Origin of the sequence: Haloferax denitrificans ATCC 35960, from assembly GCF_000337795.1 — an archaeon.
GTDB classification, from domain to species: Archaea; Halobacteriota; Halobacteria; order Halobacteriales; family Haloferacaceae; genus Haloferax; species Haloferax denitrificans.
This window is the reverse complement of sequence record NZ_AOLP01000011.1, coordinates 272,345-291,219: the sequence shown is the minus strand read 5'-3', so window position 1 is coordinate 291,219 and position 18,875 is coordinate 272,345. Positions and strand designations below refer to the sequence as shown.

The window sequence follows — 18,875 nt, the reverse complement described above, 5'->3', positions numbered from 1 at the left end:
CGACGCTCGGGAGATATCGGTGACCACGAAACCGCGAGACCGCGAGACCGCGAGACCGCGAGACCGCGAGACCGCTTGACTACGGACCTACTTCTCGGGCGCGCCGGAGACGATGTCGACGCCGGACGACGCGCCGATGCGCTCCGCGCCGGCCTCGAACATGGCGACCGCCTCGTCGTACGAGCCGACGCCGCCGGACGCCTTGACGGGCAGGTACTCGGCCATGAGCGCCACGTCCTCGACCGTCGCGCCGCCGTCGGCGAACCCGGTGGAGGTCTTGACGAAGGCGGCGTCGGCCTCAACGGCCGCCTCGCAGGCGCGGTGTTTCTCCTCCTCGGTGAGAAGCGCCGTCTCGATGATGACTTTCACCGGAATCGGGACGGCCGCGACGACCTCGGAGATGTCCTCGGTCACGAGCTCGTCTTCGCCGGCCTTGAGCCGACCGACGTTGATGACCATGTCCAGTTCGTCCGCGCCGGCCTGCCACGCGTCGACGGCCTCCTCGCGCTTGGCCGTCGTCGTGTGCTGGCCGTGGGGGAAGCCGACGACCGTCGCCAGCAACACGTCCGGGGCGTACTCGCTCGCCTCGGCGACGTAGCACGGCGGGATGCAGGCGTTCAGCCCCCACTCGTCGGCGTCGTCGAGGACGGCCTCCACGTCGGCCATCGTCGTCTCGGGTCCGAGGACCGTGTGGTCGATGCGGGCGGCGAGGTCGGCTCGGTTCATACCCGGTGGAGGCGACCCGAGGCTAAAGAACGTAAGGCTTTCACGCCGCCCCGCCGCGCCTCCTGCATGGCCATCCTCCCCGAGGGGTTCGCGCTCCCGCCGCTTCCCTACCTCGTCGCCCTCGTCGCGGGACTCGTCGGCGTCGGCGTCGGACTGACTCGCACGCGCCCGACGGTCACGCCCGCGCACGTCCTCGCGCTCGTCCCGTGGATGGTGGCGGGGTCGGCGCTCCACGTGCTCTACGTCGTCGACGCGCTCCCGCCCGCGGTCGAACCGCTCGCCGGCACGCCCGCGGTCTACCTCTCCGTGGCCGTCGTCGCCGGCGCGTCGTGGCTCGCGCTCGACGCCGCCGACCTCGACTCGCCGACGACGCTCGCGGCTCCCGGTCTGCTCGTCGCCTTCGGCCTCGCCGGCTTCGCGCTCTTTATCGGCCTCGCCGCCGGGACGCTCTCGGTCGTCTGGCCCGGCGTCGCGCTCGTCGCGGCGCTCGTCGTCAGCCCGCTGACGTGGCGGGTCGTGACGCGACTCGCGCCCGAGGCGGCCGCCGCGGGGTCGCTCGGCCTCCTCGCAATCTTCGGGCACGCCCTCGACGCGCTGTCGACCGCCGTCGGCGTCGACGTGCTCGGGTTCGGCGAGCGGACGCCGCTGTCGCGGGTCATCCTCGACGCCGCCGCGGCGCTCCCGACCGCCGAGGCCCTCGGCGTCGGCTGGCTGTTCGTCCTCGTGAAACTCGCCGTCGCCGGCTTCGTGGTCGCCCTCCTCGCCGACTACGTCCGCGAGGACCCGACCGAGGGGTCGCTCCTGTTGGGCCTCGTCGCCGCCGTCGGCCTCGGTCCCGGCGTCCACAACCTCCTGTTGTTCGCCATCGCCGGCTGAGGTCCGGTTCGCTTCCGGGTCGGTTCCGATTCGATTCGGTTCGATTCGGGGCGCGACCGCGCCCCGCGTCCTCGCTTTTTCTCCGCGCTCCGTAGTCGCCCGACCCGAGGGAGTTATCCCACAGGCGAACCGACCTACGCGGACGCATGTCCCGTGTCATCTGCGCCGGCCACGTGAACTGGGACGTTACCCTCCGCGTGGACGCCCTGCCGGAGCCGGACGGCGAGGCGACCGTCGAGTCGCGGGTCGGCGCTGGCGGCGGGAGCGCCGCCAACGTCGCCAGCGGCCTCGTCGGCCTCGACGTGCCCGCCGCGCTCCTCGGAAGCGTCGGCGACGACGAACACGGCCACGCCGCCGTCGCCGAACTCGCCTCGAAGGGCGTCGACTGCCGCCACGTCGTCAGCGTCGACCGCGGCCCGACCACGGTCAAGTACATCGTCGTCGACGCCGCGGGCGAGGTGTTCGTCCTCGGCTCGCCCGGCGTCAACGAGGCGTTCGAGGCGACCGACCTCCCGACCGACCCGCTCGCGTCGGCCGACCACCTCCACCTGACGAGCCAGTCGCCCGAGACGGCCGCGACGCTCGCCAAACGGGCGCACGAGGTCGAAACGACGGTCAGCTTCGACCCCGGGCGACGCGTCGGCGACCGCGGCTACGCCGACGCGCTCCGCGAGGTTGACTACGTCTTTCTCAACGACCGCGAGGCCGCCACCGCGCTCGGCGAGGCGGCGGTCGAACGCGGCCGGAGCGCCGACGCCGACACCAAACCCGGACCCGAACCCGAATCCGAACCCGAACCCGAACCCACCTCCGACGTGGCCGAGGCGCTCGCGCGGACGACGCTCGTCCTCAAACACGGCCCGCGCGGCGCGGAGGTCAGAGACGGCGACGAGCGACACGTCCACCCCGGCTACCCCATCGACGCGGTGGACACGACCGGCGCGGGCGACGCCTTCGCCTCGGGGTTCATCGCGGCCCGCCTCGACGGGGCCACCTACGAGCGGGCGCTGGCGGTCGCTAACGCCTGCGGCGCGCTCACCGCGGCCGAACCCGGCGCGCGGACGCGACTCAGTTGGCGGCGGCTGGACGACCTCGTCGAGGGCTGAGCCGCCGCCCGCCACGCCGCTCGGCGACGACCCGACCAGTTTTATCCTCACCAGCCATTCGTCGGGACGATGTTGGACCTCCTCCCGGCCGCCGTCGCCGCCCTCGACGCCGCGTCGAGCCTCGGCGCGGTCGCCGGGCGACTGCTCCTCGGCGCGGTCGTCGGCGTCGCGGCCGCGGTCGTGATGGCCATCCCGATGTGGCGACAGGACGACGGCTTCACCCCGGCGTACGTCGCCGCGGCGGTCGTCCGCCGGACGACGCCCGACGAGGTGAGCTTCGCCGACGCGAACGTCGCCCACCACGCCGCCGGCGGGCTCGCGGGCGTCCTCTACGCGGTCGTCTACCTCGCGACCGACGCCGTCGCGCCGGACCTCGGCGTCGCCGGCGTCGACCTCCCCTCGCACCTCGTCGCGACCGCGGTCGTCGTGGCGTTCATCTACGTCGCGTTCGCCCGGTTCGTCCTCCCGCGCGCCGGCCGGCGCATCTACGAGGAGCGCGCGACGGCGGTCCGCGGGCAGTGGCTCCGCTCCTCGCTCGTCTTCGGCGCGACGCTTCTTGTCCTCGCGCCGGTGGTCTTCACCGGAGTCGCGTGACGCCAGCGCAGGTCGGCTGGACAGTCGACCGGTCGACCGAGTTGCCCCCACCCCGGTCGAACCGCGTCGTTTTTGCCCGCGACCCGAGTGGGTCGGTACATGGCGAAACAGCCCCACCTCCTCGTCGAAGAAGGCGACGTGAACGACATCGCGCTCATCCCGGGCGACCCCGGGCGCGTCGACCGCATCGCAAAGCAGTGCGAGAACGTCGAGGAAGTCGCGCAGAACCGCGAGTACAAGGTCGTCAACGCCGAGTACGAGGGCGTCCCGCTCACCATCTCCTCGACCGGCATCGGCTGTCCCTCGGCCGCCATCGCCATCGAGGAGCTCGCCCGCGTCGGCGTGGAGACGTTCATCCGCGTCGGCACCATCGGCGCGCTCCAGGCGGACATCGAAATCGGCGACATGATAGTCGCCACGGGCGCGGCCAAGGAGGAGGGAACCTCGAAGCGCTACGAGTCCGAGGTGTACCCGGCCGTCCCCGACTACGAGGTTCTCACCTCGCTCGTCGAGTCGGCCGAGGCCAACGACGAAGACGTCCACGTCGGCCCCATCGTCTCCGACGACGCGTTCTACAACGAGTCCGACGAGTACGTCGAAGACTGGAACGCCGCCGGCCTGCTCGCCATCGAGATGGAGGCCGCGACGGTGTTCTCGCTCGCCCGCCGCCGAGGGCTCCGCGCCGGCGCTATCTGCACGGTCGACGGCAACCTCGTCGCCGGCACCCAGAAGGGAGCCGACTCCGACGAGGAACTCCCCGAGAAGGCGAAGAACAACGTCGAGCGCGCCATCTCCATCACGCTCGACGCGGTCGCCGACCTCGCGTAGACGAGCACCGTGGACGTCCGCCACCTCGCGGCCAGAGCGGTCGCACGCATCGGGGCGCTTCGCACCCGAATCCGCCGGATAGAGCGGCGCGAGAAGGTGGCGTTCGGCCGCTGGATAGAGAACACGAACAACCTGCTTCACCTCTCGATTCTGCTCATCATCCCCGTGCTCATCGCGGGGGTGACGCTCATCTCCAACTCGGTCAGCACGCTGTCGTTCCTGCTGTTCCCGCCGCTCGCGTCGGGGTCGTACACGCTGTTTTCGGACCCCGAAGGGCGGTACGCCTCGCCCGTGAAGTTCGTCGTCGCCCTCACGGTCGGCGCGCTCTGCGGCCTCGTCGCGGTCGGCTTCGCCGGGTGGGCCTACGGCCCGACCGGGACCGCCGTCGTCCACCCGTCGGCGGCGGCGCTCGCCATCTTCCTCGCGGGGGTCACGACGTGGGCGCTGGACGTGGAGGCCCCCTCCGCGTTTTCGACGGCGCTGTTGACGCTCGTGACGGGCGACGTGAACCCCGAGGAGTACGTGGTGAGCATCTTCTTCGCCAGCTTCGTCATCGCTATCGCCTTCACCGTCTGGCGCGAGCAGTTCTACGAGCGCCGCGCGGAGTACCTCTACGGAACCGTCCGCGGCGACGACCACGTCCTCGTGCCGATGCGCGGCGAGACGGCGACCCAGACGGCCTTTTTCGCCGCCCGACTCGCCGCCGCCCACAGCGCCGGGAAAGTCGTCCTCCTCGACGTGCTCCCGCCGACGCCGGCCGACGAGAGCGACGCGAACTCGGACGCCGAGGGCGAGGCCGACGCCGACCTCGACGCCGAGACCGACGCGTCGGTCGAGCGCCTCGAATCCTGCGCCCACAAACTGCGGACCCAGTTGGGCGTCCCGGTCGAAATCGCCGTCGCGCGCGGCGACCCGCTGACGGCGACCACCGAGGCCGCGGCGAACACCAACTCCGACCTCGTGGTGACGCCCTACGAGGAGGACCGCGGCCTGCTTTCGGACTACATCCGCGGGCTGTTCGGCGGGTCGTACGACACCGTGGCGTTCCGCTCGACCGGCGAGACCTACCGCTGGCGGCGCATCCTCGTGCTCGTCTCGCGGCCGGGCGACGCCGCCCACGCGATGATAGACTTCGCCACCCGCCTCGCCGGGAAAACGGGAAGCGTGAGCGTCACGACCTGCATCACCTCGGAGGTCGAGCGCCGCCCCGCGGAGTCGAAGCTCGCCAACTTGGTCGAGACGGCCGACGGGAACATCGAGACGCGGGTCGCCCGCGCCGACGTGACCGGCTTCATCGCCTCCAACGCCGCCACCTACGACCTCGTGGTGCTCGGCTCCAGCGGCGACCGCTCTCCCGCCTCGCGGTTCATCGCGCCGCCGACGTTCGAGCGCATCCGCGAGATAGACTGCGACGTGGCGGTGTTCGACCGCGGGCACTAAGCGGACACTAAGCGGAGGGGAAGGGGGAGCGACGCGGAGCAGTCGGCGTCGGCGTCAGTTCGCGCTTGCGACCGGGGTCGCCGGCCTCGTCAGTTCCGACCGTCCGGTTCGGATTCGTCTGACTCGCCCGTCCCGTCAGCCTCGGTCGTTCCGTCAGCCTCGGTCGTTCCGTCGGCGGGCGGGTCGGTAGGCGGGTCGGTGGGCTGTTCGTCGAGCAGTCGCTCCTCGATGGTTTCGAGGCCGCTCCCGCCGACGGCGGACTCGGCGAGGAAGTGGCCGCCGAGCGCCGCCGGGCTGATGACGGTGTTGGCTCCGGCGCGGCGCAGTTTCCGCTCGTTCTCCCGCTGGGTCGCCGACGCGACGATGTGGATGTCGGGGTTGAGCTGTCGCGCCGTCAGGATGGCCAGCGCGTCTTCGGCGTCGTTGTTGGTGGCGACGACGACGGAGCGGGCGGCGTCGACGCGGGTCCGCTGGAGCGCCTCCTCGTCGCTCGGGTCGTCCGTGACCACGGCGTAGCCGCGGTCGGTGAGGCGCTTGGCGCGGGCCTCGTCGGGCGTGACGATGACGACGCGGGCGCGGTCGCCGAGCTCTTCGAGAATCGGTTCGGTCAGTTCCCCGTAGCCGAGGACGAGGATGTGGTTCTCCAGGATGTCGAGTTGTGATTCGGTCATGCGTCCGAGTGCCTTGGTGAGTCGCGCTTCGATTGCGGGCGTGAGCAGGACACCGAGCGCCACGGCGAACGTCGCCACCGTGATGAGGAGCGCCGATATCCCGAACAGCCTGGCGATGGCGGTCTGCGGGTAGATGTCGCCGTAGCCGACCGTGCTCCCGGTGACGACGCCGAAGTAGAACGCGTCGAACAGCGTCTCGATGCCGTTGAACTGCTCTCTGAGCGCCCACGCGCCGGCGGTCGTGTACGTCTGTGCCCCCGCGATGGCGAGGAGCGCCGACAGCTGTGTCGCCGTCAGGTCGAGGTCGCGGTCGAACGCCCTGTAGTTGAACACCAAGAGCGCGAGGCTGATAAGCGAGAGGCCGACGAGCGGGGCCGCCCGCTCGGGCGACTGGACGAGCCCCTGCCCGGCCGTCACCGGGAGCAGTATCGCGGCCGAGTACCACGCGGCGCGGTAGCGGCGGCGGAGCCCGAAGACGCTCGCGAGGAGCAGAAAGCCCGTCAGCGTCCCGGTGAACCCGGCGGTGATGCGGACCGCCTCCGGGATGTACGCGGCCAGCACGCCGCCGCTCACCGGGACGCTGATGTTGAGGATGCCGATGGCGACCGAGAGGACGGCGGCGACGAACACCGTCCCGATGGTCGCGCGGGCACCGACCCACTCGCGTACGGAAGCCATGTCTTTCCCAGTTCTGGCGTCAGAGGGCAAAAGCGGTCGGGTATCGGCCCGTCACGGGCGCGTCGTCACGCCTTTATCCCGTCGGCGAGTGTACCGGCCCATGGCTTCACTCCCCGTCGAAGTCGTCTACGGGCTGTACTTCGGCATCCTCACGGGGCTCGTGCCGGCCGCCGTCGCGTGGCTCCTCGGCTTCGGGTTCCGCTACGTCACCGGCGTCACCGTCCCGGGCCTCGCCGTCGTCGTCCTCAGCGTCGCCATCGCTGGCGCGAGCGGCGGTCTCATGGCGCTGGCCGACCCCTCGATTACGCAGTCGGACAACCAGGTCAGGCTGACGGTCGCGCTGTTGGTCGTCCTGATGGGGGCGTTGTACGCCCACAACCGCGGCGACGCCTTCGCCAACGACATCCCGCGGAAGATGTCGCTTCGAAAGCTCACAGAGCGGTCGCTGTCGACGGACGTGGTCGAACTCGTCGGCGGCCGCGGGCAGGTCAGCGTCACCGTCACCGGCGAGGTCGGCGACATCGAGGGCTACCCGCCGGTCCCGCTGGACATCCGCACCGGCATCCGAAACGGCGAGTGGACGTTCCCCGCCGACATCCCGCTCGTGGAGCTCGAATCGCGGTTCGCCGACCGCCTGCAGAACGAGTTCGACCTCGCCGCCGTCGAGGTCAGAATCGACGAGCGAGCCCGCGCCACCGTCACCGCGGCGGCCCCGGTCGGCGGCCTCTCGAAGCGCCTCCCGGCGGGCAAGCGCGCGGTGTCGGTGACGGCGCTCGTGCCGACGGGACTCGCGCAGGGCGACGAGGTGGTCGTCGTCACCGACGGCGGCACCGAAACCGTCACGGCGACCGTCGCCAGCGTCGAATCGGTCGTCGAGGCCCTGAGCGAACCCGAGGACGACGAGGACGACGCGGACGCGCCGAAGGCCGCGCCGCGCGCCCCCACGGCCGTCGGCGGCGAGGGCCGCGTCACGCTCGCGGTCGACCGAGGCGAGGTCGAACCGCTCCTCGGGAGCGACGTGGACCGGTTCGTCGTCGCCTCCCGCGGCGTCCGCCGGGAGTTCGAACTCGTCTCCCTGCTCCGCCGGGCCGGCAAACGCTTCTCGCGGCTCTCGGTCGGGGCCGACGGGCCGCTCGACGGCGTGACGCTCGGAAAGGTGGGCGTCCGCGACGCCTACGGCGTGGCCGTCCTCGCGGTCCGCCACGGCGGTAACTGGACGATTGCGCCGCGAGGCGACCAAGAGGTCTCCGCCGGCGACACCGTCTACGCGGTCGGGTCGAGAAGCGACCTGACCCGCTTCGAGGAGGTGGTGGCGTGATGTCGGTCGCGCTCGCCTCCGCCGCCCCCGCCGCCGACCTGTTCGCGGCGGTCGGGCAGTCGGCGACCGCCGGGCAGGTGTCGATTCCGGCCGCGGACGACGCGCTCGTCCCGCAGGTGCTCCGGCTCATCGGCCTCGTCGTCGGCGCGTTCATCGTCTCGGCGATTGCCTCGCTTCTCTACCGCTGGTACACCCGAGAGATAATCCCGCGGGCGCTGGCGGTGCTGTTCGGCGCCGCGGTCGTCGCGCTCTACCTGAACACCATCGGCCTGTTCGGCGCGTTCACCACCGGTAGCGAGACCGAGGTGTTCCAACTGGACACCGTGCTTTTCAACATCGGGTCGCTCGCCGGCGGGGCGCTCATCGCGCCGGTCGGCCGGGTCGCCGGCGACCGACTCGCCACCGACGTGTTCGCCGTCGCGGGCGCGAAGGAACTCGACGCCGACGTGAGCCGACTCGTCCGGACCGTCGGCCGCGTCACGTCGGTGACGCTCCCCGAGGACATCGGCGACATCGAGGGCTACGACCCGGTCGCGGAGACCGTCAAGACCCAGCTGAGCGGGAAGACGCTGTTGTTCCCCCGGCGGCTCAGCGAGGCCGAACTCCGCGACCGACTCGCCACGCGCATCAAGGACGACCACGGCGTCGGCCACGTCGACGTGGAGTTCGAAGCCGGCGGGAGCGAGGTGTCCTATCTCGCGCTCGGCAGTCGCGCGGCCGGCCTCGGGCCGACGCTCGCGCCCGGCACCGTCGCGGTCGCGATTCGGGGCGACCCCGGCTCCGGCGCGGCCGCCGGCGACCCCGTGCAGGTCTGGTCGGTTCCGAAACCGGACGCGGGCGACGAGGGGGACGAACCGGCCGCCGGCGGCTCCGCGGACGCATCTGAACCGCCCGAGGCGACCGACGCCGTCGAATCGACCGAGACGCCCGCCGGCGGGCCAGACACCGGCTCGCTGTCCGACGGCGGCACCGACGCGCCGACCGCACCGACCCGCGTCGCCTTCGGCGAACTCCGCGGCGTCGCCGACGACGTGGCGACCGTCGCCCTCGACGCTGAAGACGCCGACCGGCTGACGAGCGGCGAGCAGTACCGGCTCGTGACGCTCCCCGCGGACCCCCACGTCGACCGCGAGTTCGCGTCGCTCCTGCGGAACGCCGACGAGACGATGGCGGTCACGACCGTCGCGGCCGGTGCCGACCTCGACGGCGTGACGGTCTCGGAGGTCGACACCACGGTCGTCGCCATCCGGTCGTCGAACCGCCCGGTTGACGCGATTCCCGGCCGGGGACGCGAACTGGCCGCCGGTGACACGCTCTACGTCGTCGGTCGGCCGGAGGTGCTCCGGAAGGTCGAACGCCGGGCGACGACCGACACGAGCCGCACCGACGGGGGCGACGCCGGCGGTTCCGACGGCGACGGCTCGCGGTCGCCCGGGGCGCAATCCTCATGAGCGCCGGGCGACGAGACGGGAGTATGGAGTGGAAGCTGTTCGCCGACCTCGCGGAAGTCACGGGCGCGCGCACCGTTCGAGTCGACGTCGACGGCGACGCGACCGTCGGCGACGCGCTCGACGCCCTCGTCGGGGCGCACCCGGCGCTCGAATCGCGGGTGTTCGGCGACGACGGCGAACTGTACGACCACATCAACGTCCTCCGGAACGGCGAGGCGGCCGCGCTCGGCGAGGCGACGGCCGCCGGCGACGAACTCGCGCTGTTCCCGCCGGTCAGCGGCGGCTAGCGCGCGGTCGTCGCCCCGGAGCGACGTCGCCCGGTCGGTAATTGGTTCTCGAACGCTGACGGACGACCCGAGAGCGGCCGGTCTGTCAGCACGCGAAACGGGGTACGACAGGACGGGATGGAACGGGAGGAGTAGAACAGCGGGACGGAACGAGAGAGCAACGGAACAGAAAGGCGAGAGAGAACAGAACGGAGAGACGCGTCGCGGTCGGTCGCGAAGCGGGAAGGCGAGCGCCGAGGCGAGGTTACTCGCTCGGGCGCGGCAGTGCCGTAAAGAGCGTCTCGACGATGGTGAAGGGGTCGTAGGTGGACTGGTGACACTGACAGTAGACGCCGTCTTCGCCGCCGAACGTGGCGGAGCTGGCCGACTGCTTGTAGCCGGGGACACAGCAGAAGTGCGTACACTTGTTGAGCCACGCGATGACGCCCTGGTCCGTCGAGGCGGCGAGCCACTCGTTGTCCTGTGCGGCCTCCTCGATGCGCGTCGAGCGGACCACCTGAATCGGCATCGTGTCCTCGGTGTCCTGCGAGCGCCACGTCCCGGTCGCGGGCATTCCGAGACCGGCCTGCCCGATGCCGTTGCCCCACGTCTCGTACTCGTCGAAGTCGTTGACGTTCAGGCGGTCGCCGGCGCTGTAGGTCTCGGACTGCCAGTCGTAGGCCCCGTTGTCGGAGCGGAAGTAGTTGTCCGACTCGAACGTCGGGTTCAGCCCGTCGTAGGTCTGGACACCGCAGTACTGGAACCAGTCCTGCGAGTAGGTGACGCCCGTGCCCTGGTAGTCCTCGCTGATGGCGAGTTCGACTTCCACACCGTTCTGGGTGACGGTCTGGACCTCGGGCCAGACGCCTCTGATGTAGCCCTCGTCGTCGATTTCGATCGGAATCTGCGGCATGCCGCGCGGTGCGGGACCGCCGGTGTTCTCGATGGCGTACGCCTGCGTCGGCCCACCGCCGGACCCGGTGGACGACGTTGCGGTGTTGATGGCGGCCGCGCCTGTCGTTCCCACGCCCGCGAGCGCCGCTCCCCCGACGACGCCCTTGACGAACCGACGGCGACCCGAATCGGCGGGGTACTTGTCGCTATCGCTCATACATCCACCTTCGACCCGGTCAGTAAAAGCGTGACGAATCAACCGTGTTAGTACGCCCCACGAAACGGCCGCCCGCGAGGGGTTCGGCCCGCCGACCCCGCGGCCGAAGAAACTGGACGAACCATTAGAAACGTTCGTTTAGGACCCATCTCCGGGCAAATTTTCGGCGTTACTCGTGGCCTTTTAGAATGTGGTACTCGTATTCGAGTAGGATGCGATTGCACACCAGAGACGTGCGGCAAGATGTCCGCGAGCTGGGGGCACTGCTCGGGGACGTGCTCGAAGCGCAGACGTCGACGGCGTCGTTCGAGACGGTCGAAGAGCTTCGACAGGCGGCCATCGCCTACCGGAAAGGCGAGTCCGGGTCGCGCGAGCGACTCTACGACGTGGTCGGCGACCTCGAACCGGAGCGCGAGAGCGTCGTCGCCCGCGCGTTCACTACCTACTTCGAACTCATCAACCTCGCCGAGGAGCGCGAGCGGGTTCGCGTCATCCGCGAGGCGTCCCAAGAGGGGACGCTCGAAGACGGCATCCTCGACACGCTCGACGCGCTGGACGACGAGGAGGTCGACGAGGAGCTTCTGGGACGCGTCCTCGAAGACGTGCTCATCGAGCCGACCTTTACGGCCCACCCGACCGAGGCCCGCCGGAAGACGGTGAAATCGAAGCTCCGCTCCATCGCCAACCGGCTGGAGACGCTCGACGAGCGCCGCCTCACCGACCTCGAACACGACCAGGAGTGGCGGCACGTCGTCGCCGAGGTGACGAGCCTCTGGCAGACCTCGCAGGTCCGCGACCGCCGCCCGGAGCCGACCGACGAGGCCCGAAACGTCCAGTGGTACCTCGAAAACACGCTTTTCGACGTGGTCGGCGAGGTGTACGAGGAACTCGAAGAGGAGCTCCGCGCCGAGTACCCCGGCCTCGACGTGCCGAAGCTGTTCGAGTTCCGCTCGTGGGCCGGCTCCGACCGCGACGGCAACCCCTTCGTCACGCCCGAGGTGACCGAAGACACGCTCGAACGCCAGCGGAGCGTCGCCCTCGAAAAGTACAGCGACTCGCTCAAGCGTCTCTCCGGTGTGCTGAGTCAGGACGCGACGCGAATCGACCCGGGCCACGAGCTCGAACGCTCGCTGAAGGCCGACCGCGAGCTCCTCCCCGTCGTCGCCGAGGAGTCCGACGAGCGCTACCCCAACGAGCCGTACCGCCAGAAGCTCAAGCTGATGCGCGAGCGGCTCCGTCGCGTCGAGGACGTCCGCCCGAACGGCTACGCCGACGCGAGCGAACTCATGGACGACCTCGAAGTCATCGACGCCAGCCTCCGCCGGACCGGCGCGGCGCAGGTCGCCGACGTGTACGTCGAGCCCCTGATGCGACAGGTCGACACGTTCGGCTTCACCCTCGCCAGCCTCGACCTCCGGGACCACCAGGAGAACCACACCGAGGCCGTCCACGAGGCGCTGGCCCACGAGGGCCTCGACTACTACGGGAGCTCCGAGGACGAGCGCGTCGAACTCCTCACGGACGCGATTCTGCAGGACGAGCCGGTCGTCGACCTCGAAGAGCCGGGCGACGTGTCGGAGACGGCCGAGCGCGTCCTCCGCCGCTTCCGCAAGCTCGGCGAGTGGCAGCGCGAGTACGGCGTCGGCGCTATCGACACCTACTGCATCTCGATGACCGAAGAGCCGTCGCACGTCCTCGAAGTGCTGTTCCTCGCCGACCAGGCGGGCGTCGTCTCCATGCCCGACCACTGCGGCATCGACGTGGTCCCGCTCCTCGAAACCGAGTCGGCGCTCAACGGCGCGCGCCGTATCATGGGCACGCTGTTCGAAAACGAGGCCTACGAGCAGGCGCTCGCCGCGCGGAACGACGTCCAGGAGATCATGCTGGGCTACTCCGACTCCAACAAGGAAAACGGCTTCCTCGCGGCCAACTGGGACCTCTACAAGAACCAGCGCCGCCTCGCCGACATCTGCGACGACTTCGACGTGACGATGCGGCTGTTCCACGGCCGCGGCGGCTCCATCTCCCGCGGCGGCGGCCCGATGAACGAGGCCATGCTCGCGCTCCCCAACGAGACCGTCACGGGGCAGATTAAGTTCACCGAGCAGGGCGAGGCCATCGCCGAGAAGTACGCCAACCCGCGCATCGCGGAGCGGAACCTCGAGCAGATGCTCAACGCCCAGATTCGCGCCCGCCTGCAGGCGATTCGGACGCCCGAAGAGGAGGTGCCCGACCGCTGGGTCGACGCCATGGACACCATGGCGGCCGCCGCGCGCGAGGAGTACCGGAACCTCCTCGAATCCGACGGCTTCGTCTCCTACTTCGAGCAGGCGACGCCCATCACCGTCATCGAGGAGCTCAACCTCGGCTCCCGGCCGGCCTCCCGGTCCGACGAGCGGAGCGTCGAGGACCTGCGAGCCATCCCGTGGGTGTTCTCGTGGACCCAGTCGCGGTGTATCCTCCCCGGCTGGTACTCGCTGGCCGCCGGCGTCAACGCCTTCCTCGAAGACGGCGGCGACATGGACGACCTCCGCGAGATGTACGACGAGTGGGCGTTCTTCCGGAGCACGTTCGACAACGCCGCGATGGCGCTGGCGCGCACCGACCTCGAAATCGCCACGGAGTACGCGAACCTCGCCGACGAGGAGCTCCGCGAGGAGTTCTTCACCCGCCTCACCGACGAGTACGAGGACGCCGCGGGGCTGATGCTCGACATCAGCGAGCGCAGTAGTCTCCTGAAGCGCGAGTGGCTCGAAGAGAGCCTCCGCCGCCGCAACCCCTACGTCGACCCGCTGAACCTACTGCAGACGCACCTGCTGTCGCAGACCCACCGGACCGACGAGGAAGAACAGACCCTGCGGCTCACCGTCAAAGGCATCGCCGCCGGGATGAAGAACACGGGATAACGCGAACACGACGCCGACGACCTCGGCCACCCGCCGAGGATTCCGTCGCCGCGCCGTCGGGACCGGTTAGGCCCGACGGAGGTCGTACGGGTTCGAACAGACCGGACAGGTCTGCCGCGCGACGCGGTACTCGCTTTTCAGCCGCTGTCTGACGCCGTCGAAGTCGGCGTCGCCCTCGTATCTCGATTCGACTTCTTGTCCGCAGTGCGGGCACACCACCACCACCATTGCCATATTCGACGGTACGGGCGAGTCCATCATATATGTTCACCCCGTTTGTGGCGGGGTCCCACGTCCCGTTTTGACAGGGGTGTACGTGACGACGAATATGGGATACGGCGCGGCCGAGCGGTCGAAAATGAGGGTTTTCAGCGTCGCCACCGTCGGGGCAGGTCGGGTCGGCTCAGCTCAGGCGTGGTTCCACGGCGCTTCGTCGAAGTCGACGATGCGGTGGGTCGCATCGAGGTCGTCGATGGCGGCCACGTCCTCCTCGTCGAGGTCGAGGTCGAGCGCGGCGAAGTTGTCGCGGATGTGGTCGGGCGAGGCGGCCTTCGGGATGGGCGTCGCGCCCTTCTCGATGAGCCACGCGAGGGCGACCTGCGCGGGCGACGCGTCGTGTTTCTCGGCGATATCGACGATGACCGCCTCGTCGGCGACCTGATTGCGCGCGATGGGCGAGTAGGCGACCAGACGGTGGTCGTGGTCCGCGGCGAACTCGCGGAGTTCGGTCTGCTGGAGCATCGGATGCATCTCGACCTGATGGGCGAACACCGGCGCGTCGAGCGTCTCGATTGCGGATTCGAGCTGGTCGGGCCGGAAGTTGCTCAGGCCGACGTGGTCGATGACCCCCTCCTCGACGAGTTCGTCGAGGGCCGCGAGCGTCTCGTCTTCGTCGTAGCTGTCGAGCGGCCAGTGGACGTACAGGAGGTCGATGGCGTCGACGCCGAGTTTCTCGGCGGACTCGCGGGCCGTCTCCAGCACGTCGTCGTAGCCGAGGTTGTCGGTGTCGAGCTTCGTCGCCACGAACACGTCGTCGGTGTCGACGTCGGATTCGGCGAGCCCCTCGCCGACGAACTCCTCGTTGTGGTACATCTGGGCCGTGTCGACGTGGCGGTAGCCCACGTCGAGGGCGGTCTTGACGGCCTCGACGCACTCGTCGCGGTCTTCGAGTTTGTACGTCCCGAAGCCGAGTCGCGGGAACTCCTTCATGGGCGGACGATTGCGACCGGGCGGGTCAAATCCTGCGGTTGCGGAAGCCGTGGATACACTTACCACCGACCCGCCAGTTATCGCGGGTATGCCCTCCGAGAAGGAGAAGATGCTCGCCGGCGACCCGTACGACGCGAGCGACCCGGAACTCGTCGCCGAGCGCGAGCGCGCGCGCCGACTCACGCGCCAGTTCAACGAGACCGACGAGACGCAGACCGAGCGCCGCGAGGAGTTGATTCGAGAGCTGTTCGGGGAGGTCGGCGAGTCGTTCGAAATCGAGCCGCCGTTCCGCTGTGACTACGGCTACAACGTCCGCGTCGGCGAGCGCTTCTTCGCCAACTTCGACTGCGTCTTCCTCGACGTCTGTCCCATCACCATCGGCGACAACTGCCAGCTCGGGCCGGGGGTGCACGTCTACACGGCGACCCACCCGCTCGACGCCGCGGAGCGAATCAAGGGCTCCGAGTCGGGCGAGCCGGTGACAATCGGTGACAACGCGTGGCTCGGCGGCCGCGCGGTCGTCAACCCCGGCGTCACCGTCGGCGACGACGCGGTGGTCGCCTCGGGCGCGGTCGTCACGAAGGACGTGCCCGACTCGGTGGTCGTCGGCGGCAACCCGGCGCGAGTCATTAAAAGGCTGGACTGACGGGAGACGCGCCGTCGAGCCGGCGTCGCCGCCGCGTCGCCGTCGCGCGATTCTCTCGGATTCTGGTGCGTGCGGTGCGCTGGCACACGATGTTCCCTCCGAAATGGTTTTGAAGTACGCTCGCACACGGTCAGTATGCCGACGGACGAATACGACCCAGAGATGGGGCGCAAGTTCATTTTCGTAACCGGGGGTGTCATGTCCGGCCTCGGGAAGGGTATCACGGCCGCGAGCACCGGGCGACTCCTGAAGAACGCCGGGTTCGACGTCACCGCGGTCAAGATTGACCCGTACCTGAACGTCGACGCCGGGACCATGAACCCCTACGAGCACGGGGAGGTGTACGTACTGAAAGACGGCGCGGAAGTCGACCTTGACCTCGGGAACTACGAGCGGTTCCTGGGCGTCGACATGACCGCCGACCACAACATCACGACGGGCAAGACCTACCAGCACGTCATCCAGAAGGAGCGCGACGGCGACTACCTCGGGAAGACGGTCCAGATTATCCCGCACGTCACGGAGGACATCAAGCGCCGCATCCGCGAGGCGGCCGAGGGGACCGACGTGTGTCTCGTCGAGGTCGGCGGCACCGTCGGCGACATCGAGTCGATGCCGTTCCTCGAATCGCTCCGCCAGTTCGCCTCCGAGGAGGAAGACGGCGACGTGCTTTTCACCCACGTCACGCTCGTCCCCTACTCGAAGAACGGCGAGCAGAAGACGAAGCCCACTCAGCACTCCGTCAAGGAGCTTCGGAGCATCGGCCTCCAGCCGGACATCCTCGTCGGCCGCGCCGACGACAAACTCGAACCGGCGACGAAGAGCAAAATCGCGCAGTTCTGCGACGTGCCGGACGCCGCCGTGTTCTCCAACCCCGACGTGCCGGACATCTACCACGTCCCGCTGATGGTCGAAGAGGAGGGCCTCGACGAGTACGTCATGGAGCGGCTCGGCATCGCCGACGAGGCGCTTCCGAAGGAAGACCGCGACAACCGCTGGCGCGAACTCGTCACGGCCGACCGGACCGGCTCGGTCGACATCGCGCTCGTCGGCAAGTACGCCCTCGAAGACGCCTACATGTCCATCCACGAGGCGCTCAAGCACGCGGGCATCGAGTGCGGCGTCGACGTGAACATCCTCTGGGTCGACTCCGACGAGATGCTCGACAAGCACGAAGAGCGCCTGAAGGACGCCGACGGCGTCGTCGTCCCCGGCGGCTTCGGCTCCCGCGGAACCGGCGGCAAAATCGAGGCCATCCGCTACGCCCGCGAGAACGACGTTCCCTTCCTCGGCCTCTGTCTGGGCTTCCAGATGGCCGTCGTCGAGCAGGCCCGGAACGTCCTCGGCCACGAGGACGCCCACTCGGCCGAACTCGACCCCGACACGCCCTACCCGGTCATCGACCTTCTGCCCGAGCAGTACGAGGTCGACGAGATGGGCGGGACGATGCGCCTCGGCGCGCACGACACCGACATCGACGCCGGCACGCTCGCGGAGGCGGTGTACGGCGACACCTCCTGTACGGAGCGCCACCGCCACCGCTACGAGGTGAACCCCGAACTCATCGACGAACTCGAATCCGAGGGGCTCCGCTTCTCCGGCCGCGCCGAAAACCGCATGGAGATTCTCGAACTGACGAACCACCCGTTCTTCTTCGGGACGCAGTTCCACCCCGAGTTCCGCTCCCGACCCGACCGCGCGAGCCCGCCGTTCCTCGGCTTCCTCCGCGCGGTCCTCGGCGAACTCGACGCGCGCGAACTCGGCAACGAAGAGGTGACCGCATAATGGTAAACGTAGACGAATTCATCGAAGACGCGACCGAATCGATTCGCGACCAAATCGGCGACGAACACGCCATCATCGCCCTCTCGGGCGGCGTGGACTCCTCCGTCGCCGCGACGCTCGCCTACGAGGCCGTCGGCGAGCAACTCACCCCGGTCTACGTCGACACCGGCCTGATGCGCAAAGGCGAGACCGAGCAGATTGCGGACACCTTCTCCTTCATGGAGAGCCTCCGCGTCGTCGACGCCCGCGACCGATTCTTCGACGCCCTCGAAGGCGTCGTCGACCCCGAGGAAAAGCGCCAGGTCATCGGCGAGCAGTTCATCCGCGAGTTCGAGCGCGAGGCCAAAGAGACCGACGCGCAGTACCTCGTGCAGGGGACCATCTACCCCGACCGCATCGAGTCCGAGGGCAACATCAAGTCCCACCACAACGTCGGCGGCCTGCCGGACGTGGTGGACTTCGAGGGCATCGTCGAACCCGTCCGCGACCTCTACAAAGACGAGGTCCGCGAGGTCGCCCGCGCGCTCGGCCTCGAATCCATCATCGCCGAGCGGATGCCGTTCCCGGGGCCGGGCCTCGCGGTCCGCGTCCTCGGCGAGGTCACGCCCGAGAAGGTGCAGGTCGCCCGCGACGCGTGTCACGTCGTCGAAGACGAGACCGAAAAGCACGACCCGTGGCAGGCGTTCGCCGCCGTCATCGGCAAGGGAACCGGCGTCAAGGGTGACAACCGCGTCCACGGCTGGATCGTCTCCGTGCGCTCCGTGGAGTCGCGCGACGGCATGACCGCCCGCGCGCAGGAACTGCCGTGGGACACCCTCCAGCGCATCCAGTCGCGCATCACCGGGACGAACGAGAACGTCGCCCGCGTCGTCTACGACGTGACCCACAAACCGCCGGCGACCATCGAGTACGAATGACGACGGCAGTCGTCGCGGGGGCGGACCCCGACGGACTCGGCGAAGCGCTCGAAGACGAGGGCGCGACGGTCGTCCGCGTCACGGGCATCGCCTCCGCCGACTCGCTCGGCGAGGCCGGCATCGAGGACGCCGACCTGCTCGTGCTCACCGACATGGACGACGCGACGGCCATCGCGGTGGCCAAAGAGCTGAACCCCGACGTGCGCGTCGTGACCTACGCCTACGACACCCTTCCGGAGTTCGCCAAGGGGCAGGCCGACCTCGCCATCGACCCGAACCTGCTCGCGGTCGACGTGGTCGCCGAAGAACTCGTCTGAGACGGTCAGGAGTTCCTGACTGTCTCGATA

General features: G+C 69.4%; 18 protein-coding genes. 13 read left to right on the top strand and 5 right to left on the bottom strand.

Features of this window, described 5'->3' with window-relative positions:
• Positions 1 to 87 precede the first annotated feature (87 nt).
• Positions 88 to 726, bottom strand: coding sequence for a deoxyribose-phosphate aldolase (gene deoC, locus C438_RS11335; RefSeq protein ID WP_004969537.1), 639 nt, complete (start codon positions 724 to 726; stop codon positions 88 to 90).
• A 66-nt stretch (positions 727 to 792) separates the two neighbouring features.
• On the opposite strand from deoC, the gene C438_RS11330 reads away from it, so the two are divergent.
• The 5 genes from C438_RS11330 (at position 793) to C438_RS11310 (ending at position 5,570) form a co-directional block, all read left to right on the top strand.
• On the top strand, positions 793 to 1,602 hold the full coding sequence (locus C438_RS11330) for a DUF63 family protein (protein ID WP_004969536.1): 810 nt from the start codon (positions 793 to 795) through the stop codon (positions 1,600 to 1,602).
• 146 nt (positions 1,603 to 1,748) lie between these two features.
• On the top strand, positions 1,749 to 2,708 hold the full coding sequence (locus C438_RS11325; RefSeq protein WP_004969535.1) for a carbohydrate kinase family protein: 960 nt from the start codon (positions 1,749 to 1,751) through the stop codon (positions 2,706 to 2,708).
• Between the two features lie 69 nt (positions 2,709 to 2,777).
• A complete protein-coding gene (locus C438_RS11320; protein WP_004969534.1) occupies positions 2,778 to 3,302 on the top strand; it encodes a hypothetical protein in 525 nt (174 codons plus the stop codon).
• 99 nt (positions 3,303 to 3,401) lie between these two features.
• Positions 3,402 to 4,130: a nucleoside phosphorylase gene (locus tag C438_RS11315; protein ID WP_004969533.1), complete on the top strand. Its 729-nt coding sequence runs from the start codon at positions 3,402 to 3,404 to the stop codon at positions 4,128 to 4,130.
• Between the two features lie 9 nt (positions 4,131 to 4,139).
• A complete protein-coding gene (locus C438_RS11310) occupies positions 4,140 to 5,570 on the top strand; it encodes an HPP family protein (protein WP_004969532.1) in 1,431 nt (476 codons plus the stop codon).
• 89 nt (positions 5,571 to 5,659) lie between these two features.
• Here C438_RS11310 and C438_RS11305 read toward each other — a convergent pair whose 3' ends face one another.
• Positions 5,660 to 6,919 (bottom strand): NAD-binding protein, encoded by a 1,260-nt coding sequence (locus C438_RS11305; RefSeq protein WP_004969531.1) that lies wholly within the window; start codon positions 6,917 to 6,919, stop codon positions 5,660 to 5,662.
• A 100-nt stretch (positions 6,920 to 7,019) separates the two neighbouring features.
• On the opposite strand from C438_RS11305, the gene C438_RS11300 reads away from it, so the two are divergent.
• The 3 genes from C438_RS11300 to samp1 are packed head-to-tail and all read left to right on the top strand — an operon-like array spanning position 7,020 to position 9,975.
• Positions 7,020 to 8,237 (top strand): potassium channel family protein, encoded by a 1,218-nt coding sequence (locus C438_RS11300; protein ID WP_004969530.1) that lies wholly within the window; start codon positions 7,020 to 7,022, stop codon positions 8,235 to 8,237.
• Positions 8,237 to 9,688 (top strand): cation:proton antiporter regulatory subunit, encoded by a 1,452-nt coding sequence (locus tag C438_RS11295; RefSeq protein WP_004969529.1) that lies wholly within the window; start codon positions 8,237 to 8,239, stop codon positions 9,686 to 9,688. Before C438_RS11300 ends, C438_RS11295 begins: the two co-directional genes overlap by 1 nt.
• 23 nt (positions 9,689 to 9,711) lie before the next feature.
• Positions 9,712 to 9,975, top strand: a complete 264-nt coding sequence (gene samp1 / locus C438_RS11290) for a ubiquitin-like modifier protein SAMP1 (protein ID WP_004969528.1) — start codon at positions 9,712 to 9,714, stop codon at positions 9,973 to 9,975.
• A 244-nt stretch (positions 9,976 to 10,219) separates the two neighbouring features.
• On the opposite strand, the gene C438_RS11285 is transcribed toward samp1, so the two are convergent.
• Positions 10,220 to 11,065: a hypothetical protein gene (locus C438_RS11285; protein ID WP_004969527.1), complete on the bottom strand. Its 846-nt coding sequence runs from the start codon at positions 11,063 to 11,065 to the stop codon at positions 10,220 to 10,222.
• Positions 11,066 to 11,277: 212 nt separating this feature from the next.
• Here C438_RS11285 and ppc point away from each other — a divergent pair, with 212 nt between their 5' ends.
• Positions 11,278 to 13,971, top strand: a complete 2,694-nt coding sequence (gene ppc / locus C438_RS11280; RefSeq protein WP_004969526.1) for a phosphoenolpyruvate carboxylase — start codon at positions 11,278 to 11,280, stop codon at positions 13,969 to 13,971.
• A gap of 66 nt (positions 13,972 to 14,037) precedes the next feature.
• On the opposite strand, the gene C438_RS19515 is transcribed toward ppc, so the two are convergent.
• Positions 14,038 to 14,205: a hypothetical protein gene (locus C438_RS19515; RefSeq protein ID WP_160166867.1), complete on the bottom strand. Its 168-nt coding sequence runs from the start codon at positions 14,203 to 14,205 to the stop codon at positions 14,038 to 14,040.
• A gap of 174 nt (positions 14,206 to 14,379) precedes the next feature.
• Complete coding sequence (locus C438_RS11275) at positions 14,380 to 15,180, bottom strand: aldo/keto reductase (protein ID WP_004969524.1); 801 nt, start codon at positions 15,178 to 15,180, stop codon at positions 14,380 to 14,382.
• A gap of 88 nt (positions 15,181 to 15,268) precedes the next feature.
• On the opposite strand from C438_RS11275, the gene C438_RS11270 reads away from it, so the two are divergent.
• From C438_RS11270 to C438_RS11255, 4 genes are all read left to right on the top strand, one after another.
• Positions 15,269 to 15,826 (top strand): sugar O-acetyltransferase, encoded by a 558-nt coding sequence (locus C438_RS11270; protein ID WP_004969523.1) that lies wholly within the window; start codon positions 15,269 to 15,271, stop codon positions 15,824 to 15,826.
• Between the two features lie 135 nt (positions 15,827 to 15,961).
• Positions 15,962 to 17,611: a glutamine hydrolyzing CTP synthase gene (gene pyrG / locus C438_RS11265; RefSeq protein ID WP_004969522.1), complete on the top strand. Its 1,650-nt coding sequence runs from the start codon at positions 15,962 to 15,964 to the stop codon at positions 17,609 to 17,611.
• Positions 17,611 to 18,528 carry a glutamine-hydrolyzing GMP synthase gene (guaA, locus tag C438_RS11260; RefSeq protein ID WP_004969521.1) on the top strand — a complete coding sequence of 306 codons (918 nt, stop codon included), beginning with the start codon at positions 17,611 to 17,613 and terminating at the stop codon, positions 18,526 to 18,528. Before pyrG ends, guaA begins: the two co-directional genes overlap by 1 nt.
• A complete protein-coding gene (locus tag C438_RS11255; protein WP_004969520.1) occupies positions 18,525 to 18,845 on the top strand; it encodes a DUF7126 family protein in 321 nt (106 codons plus the stop codon). Before guaA ends, C438_RS11255 begins: the two co-directional genes overlap by 4 nt.
• Positions 18,846 to 18,875: the final 30 nt, after the last annotated feature.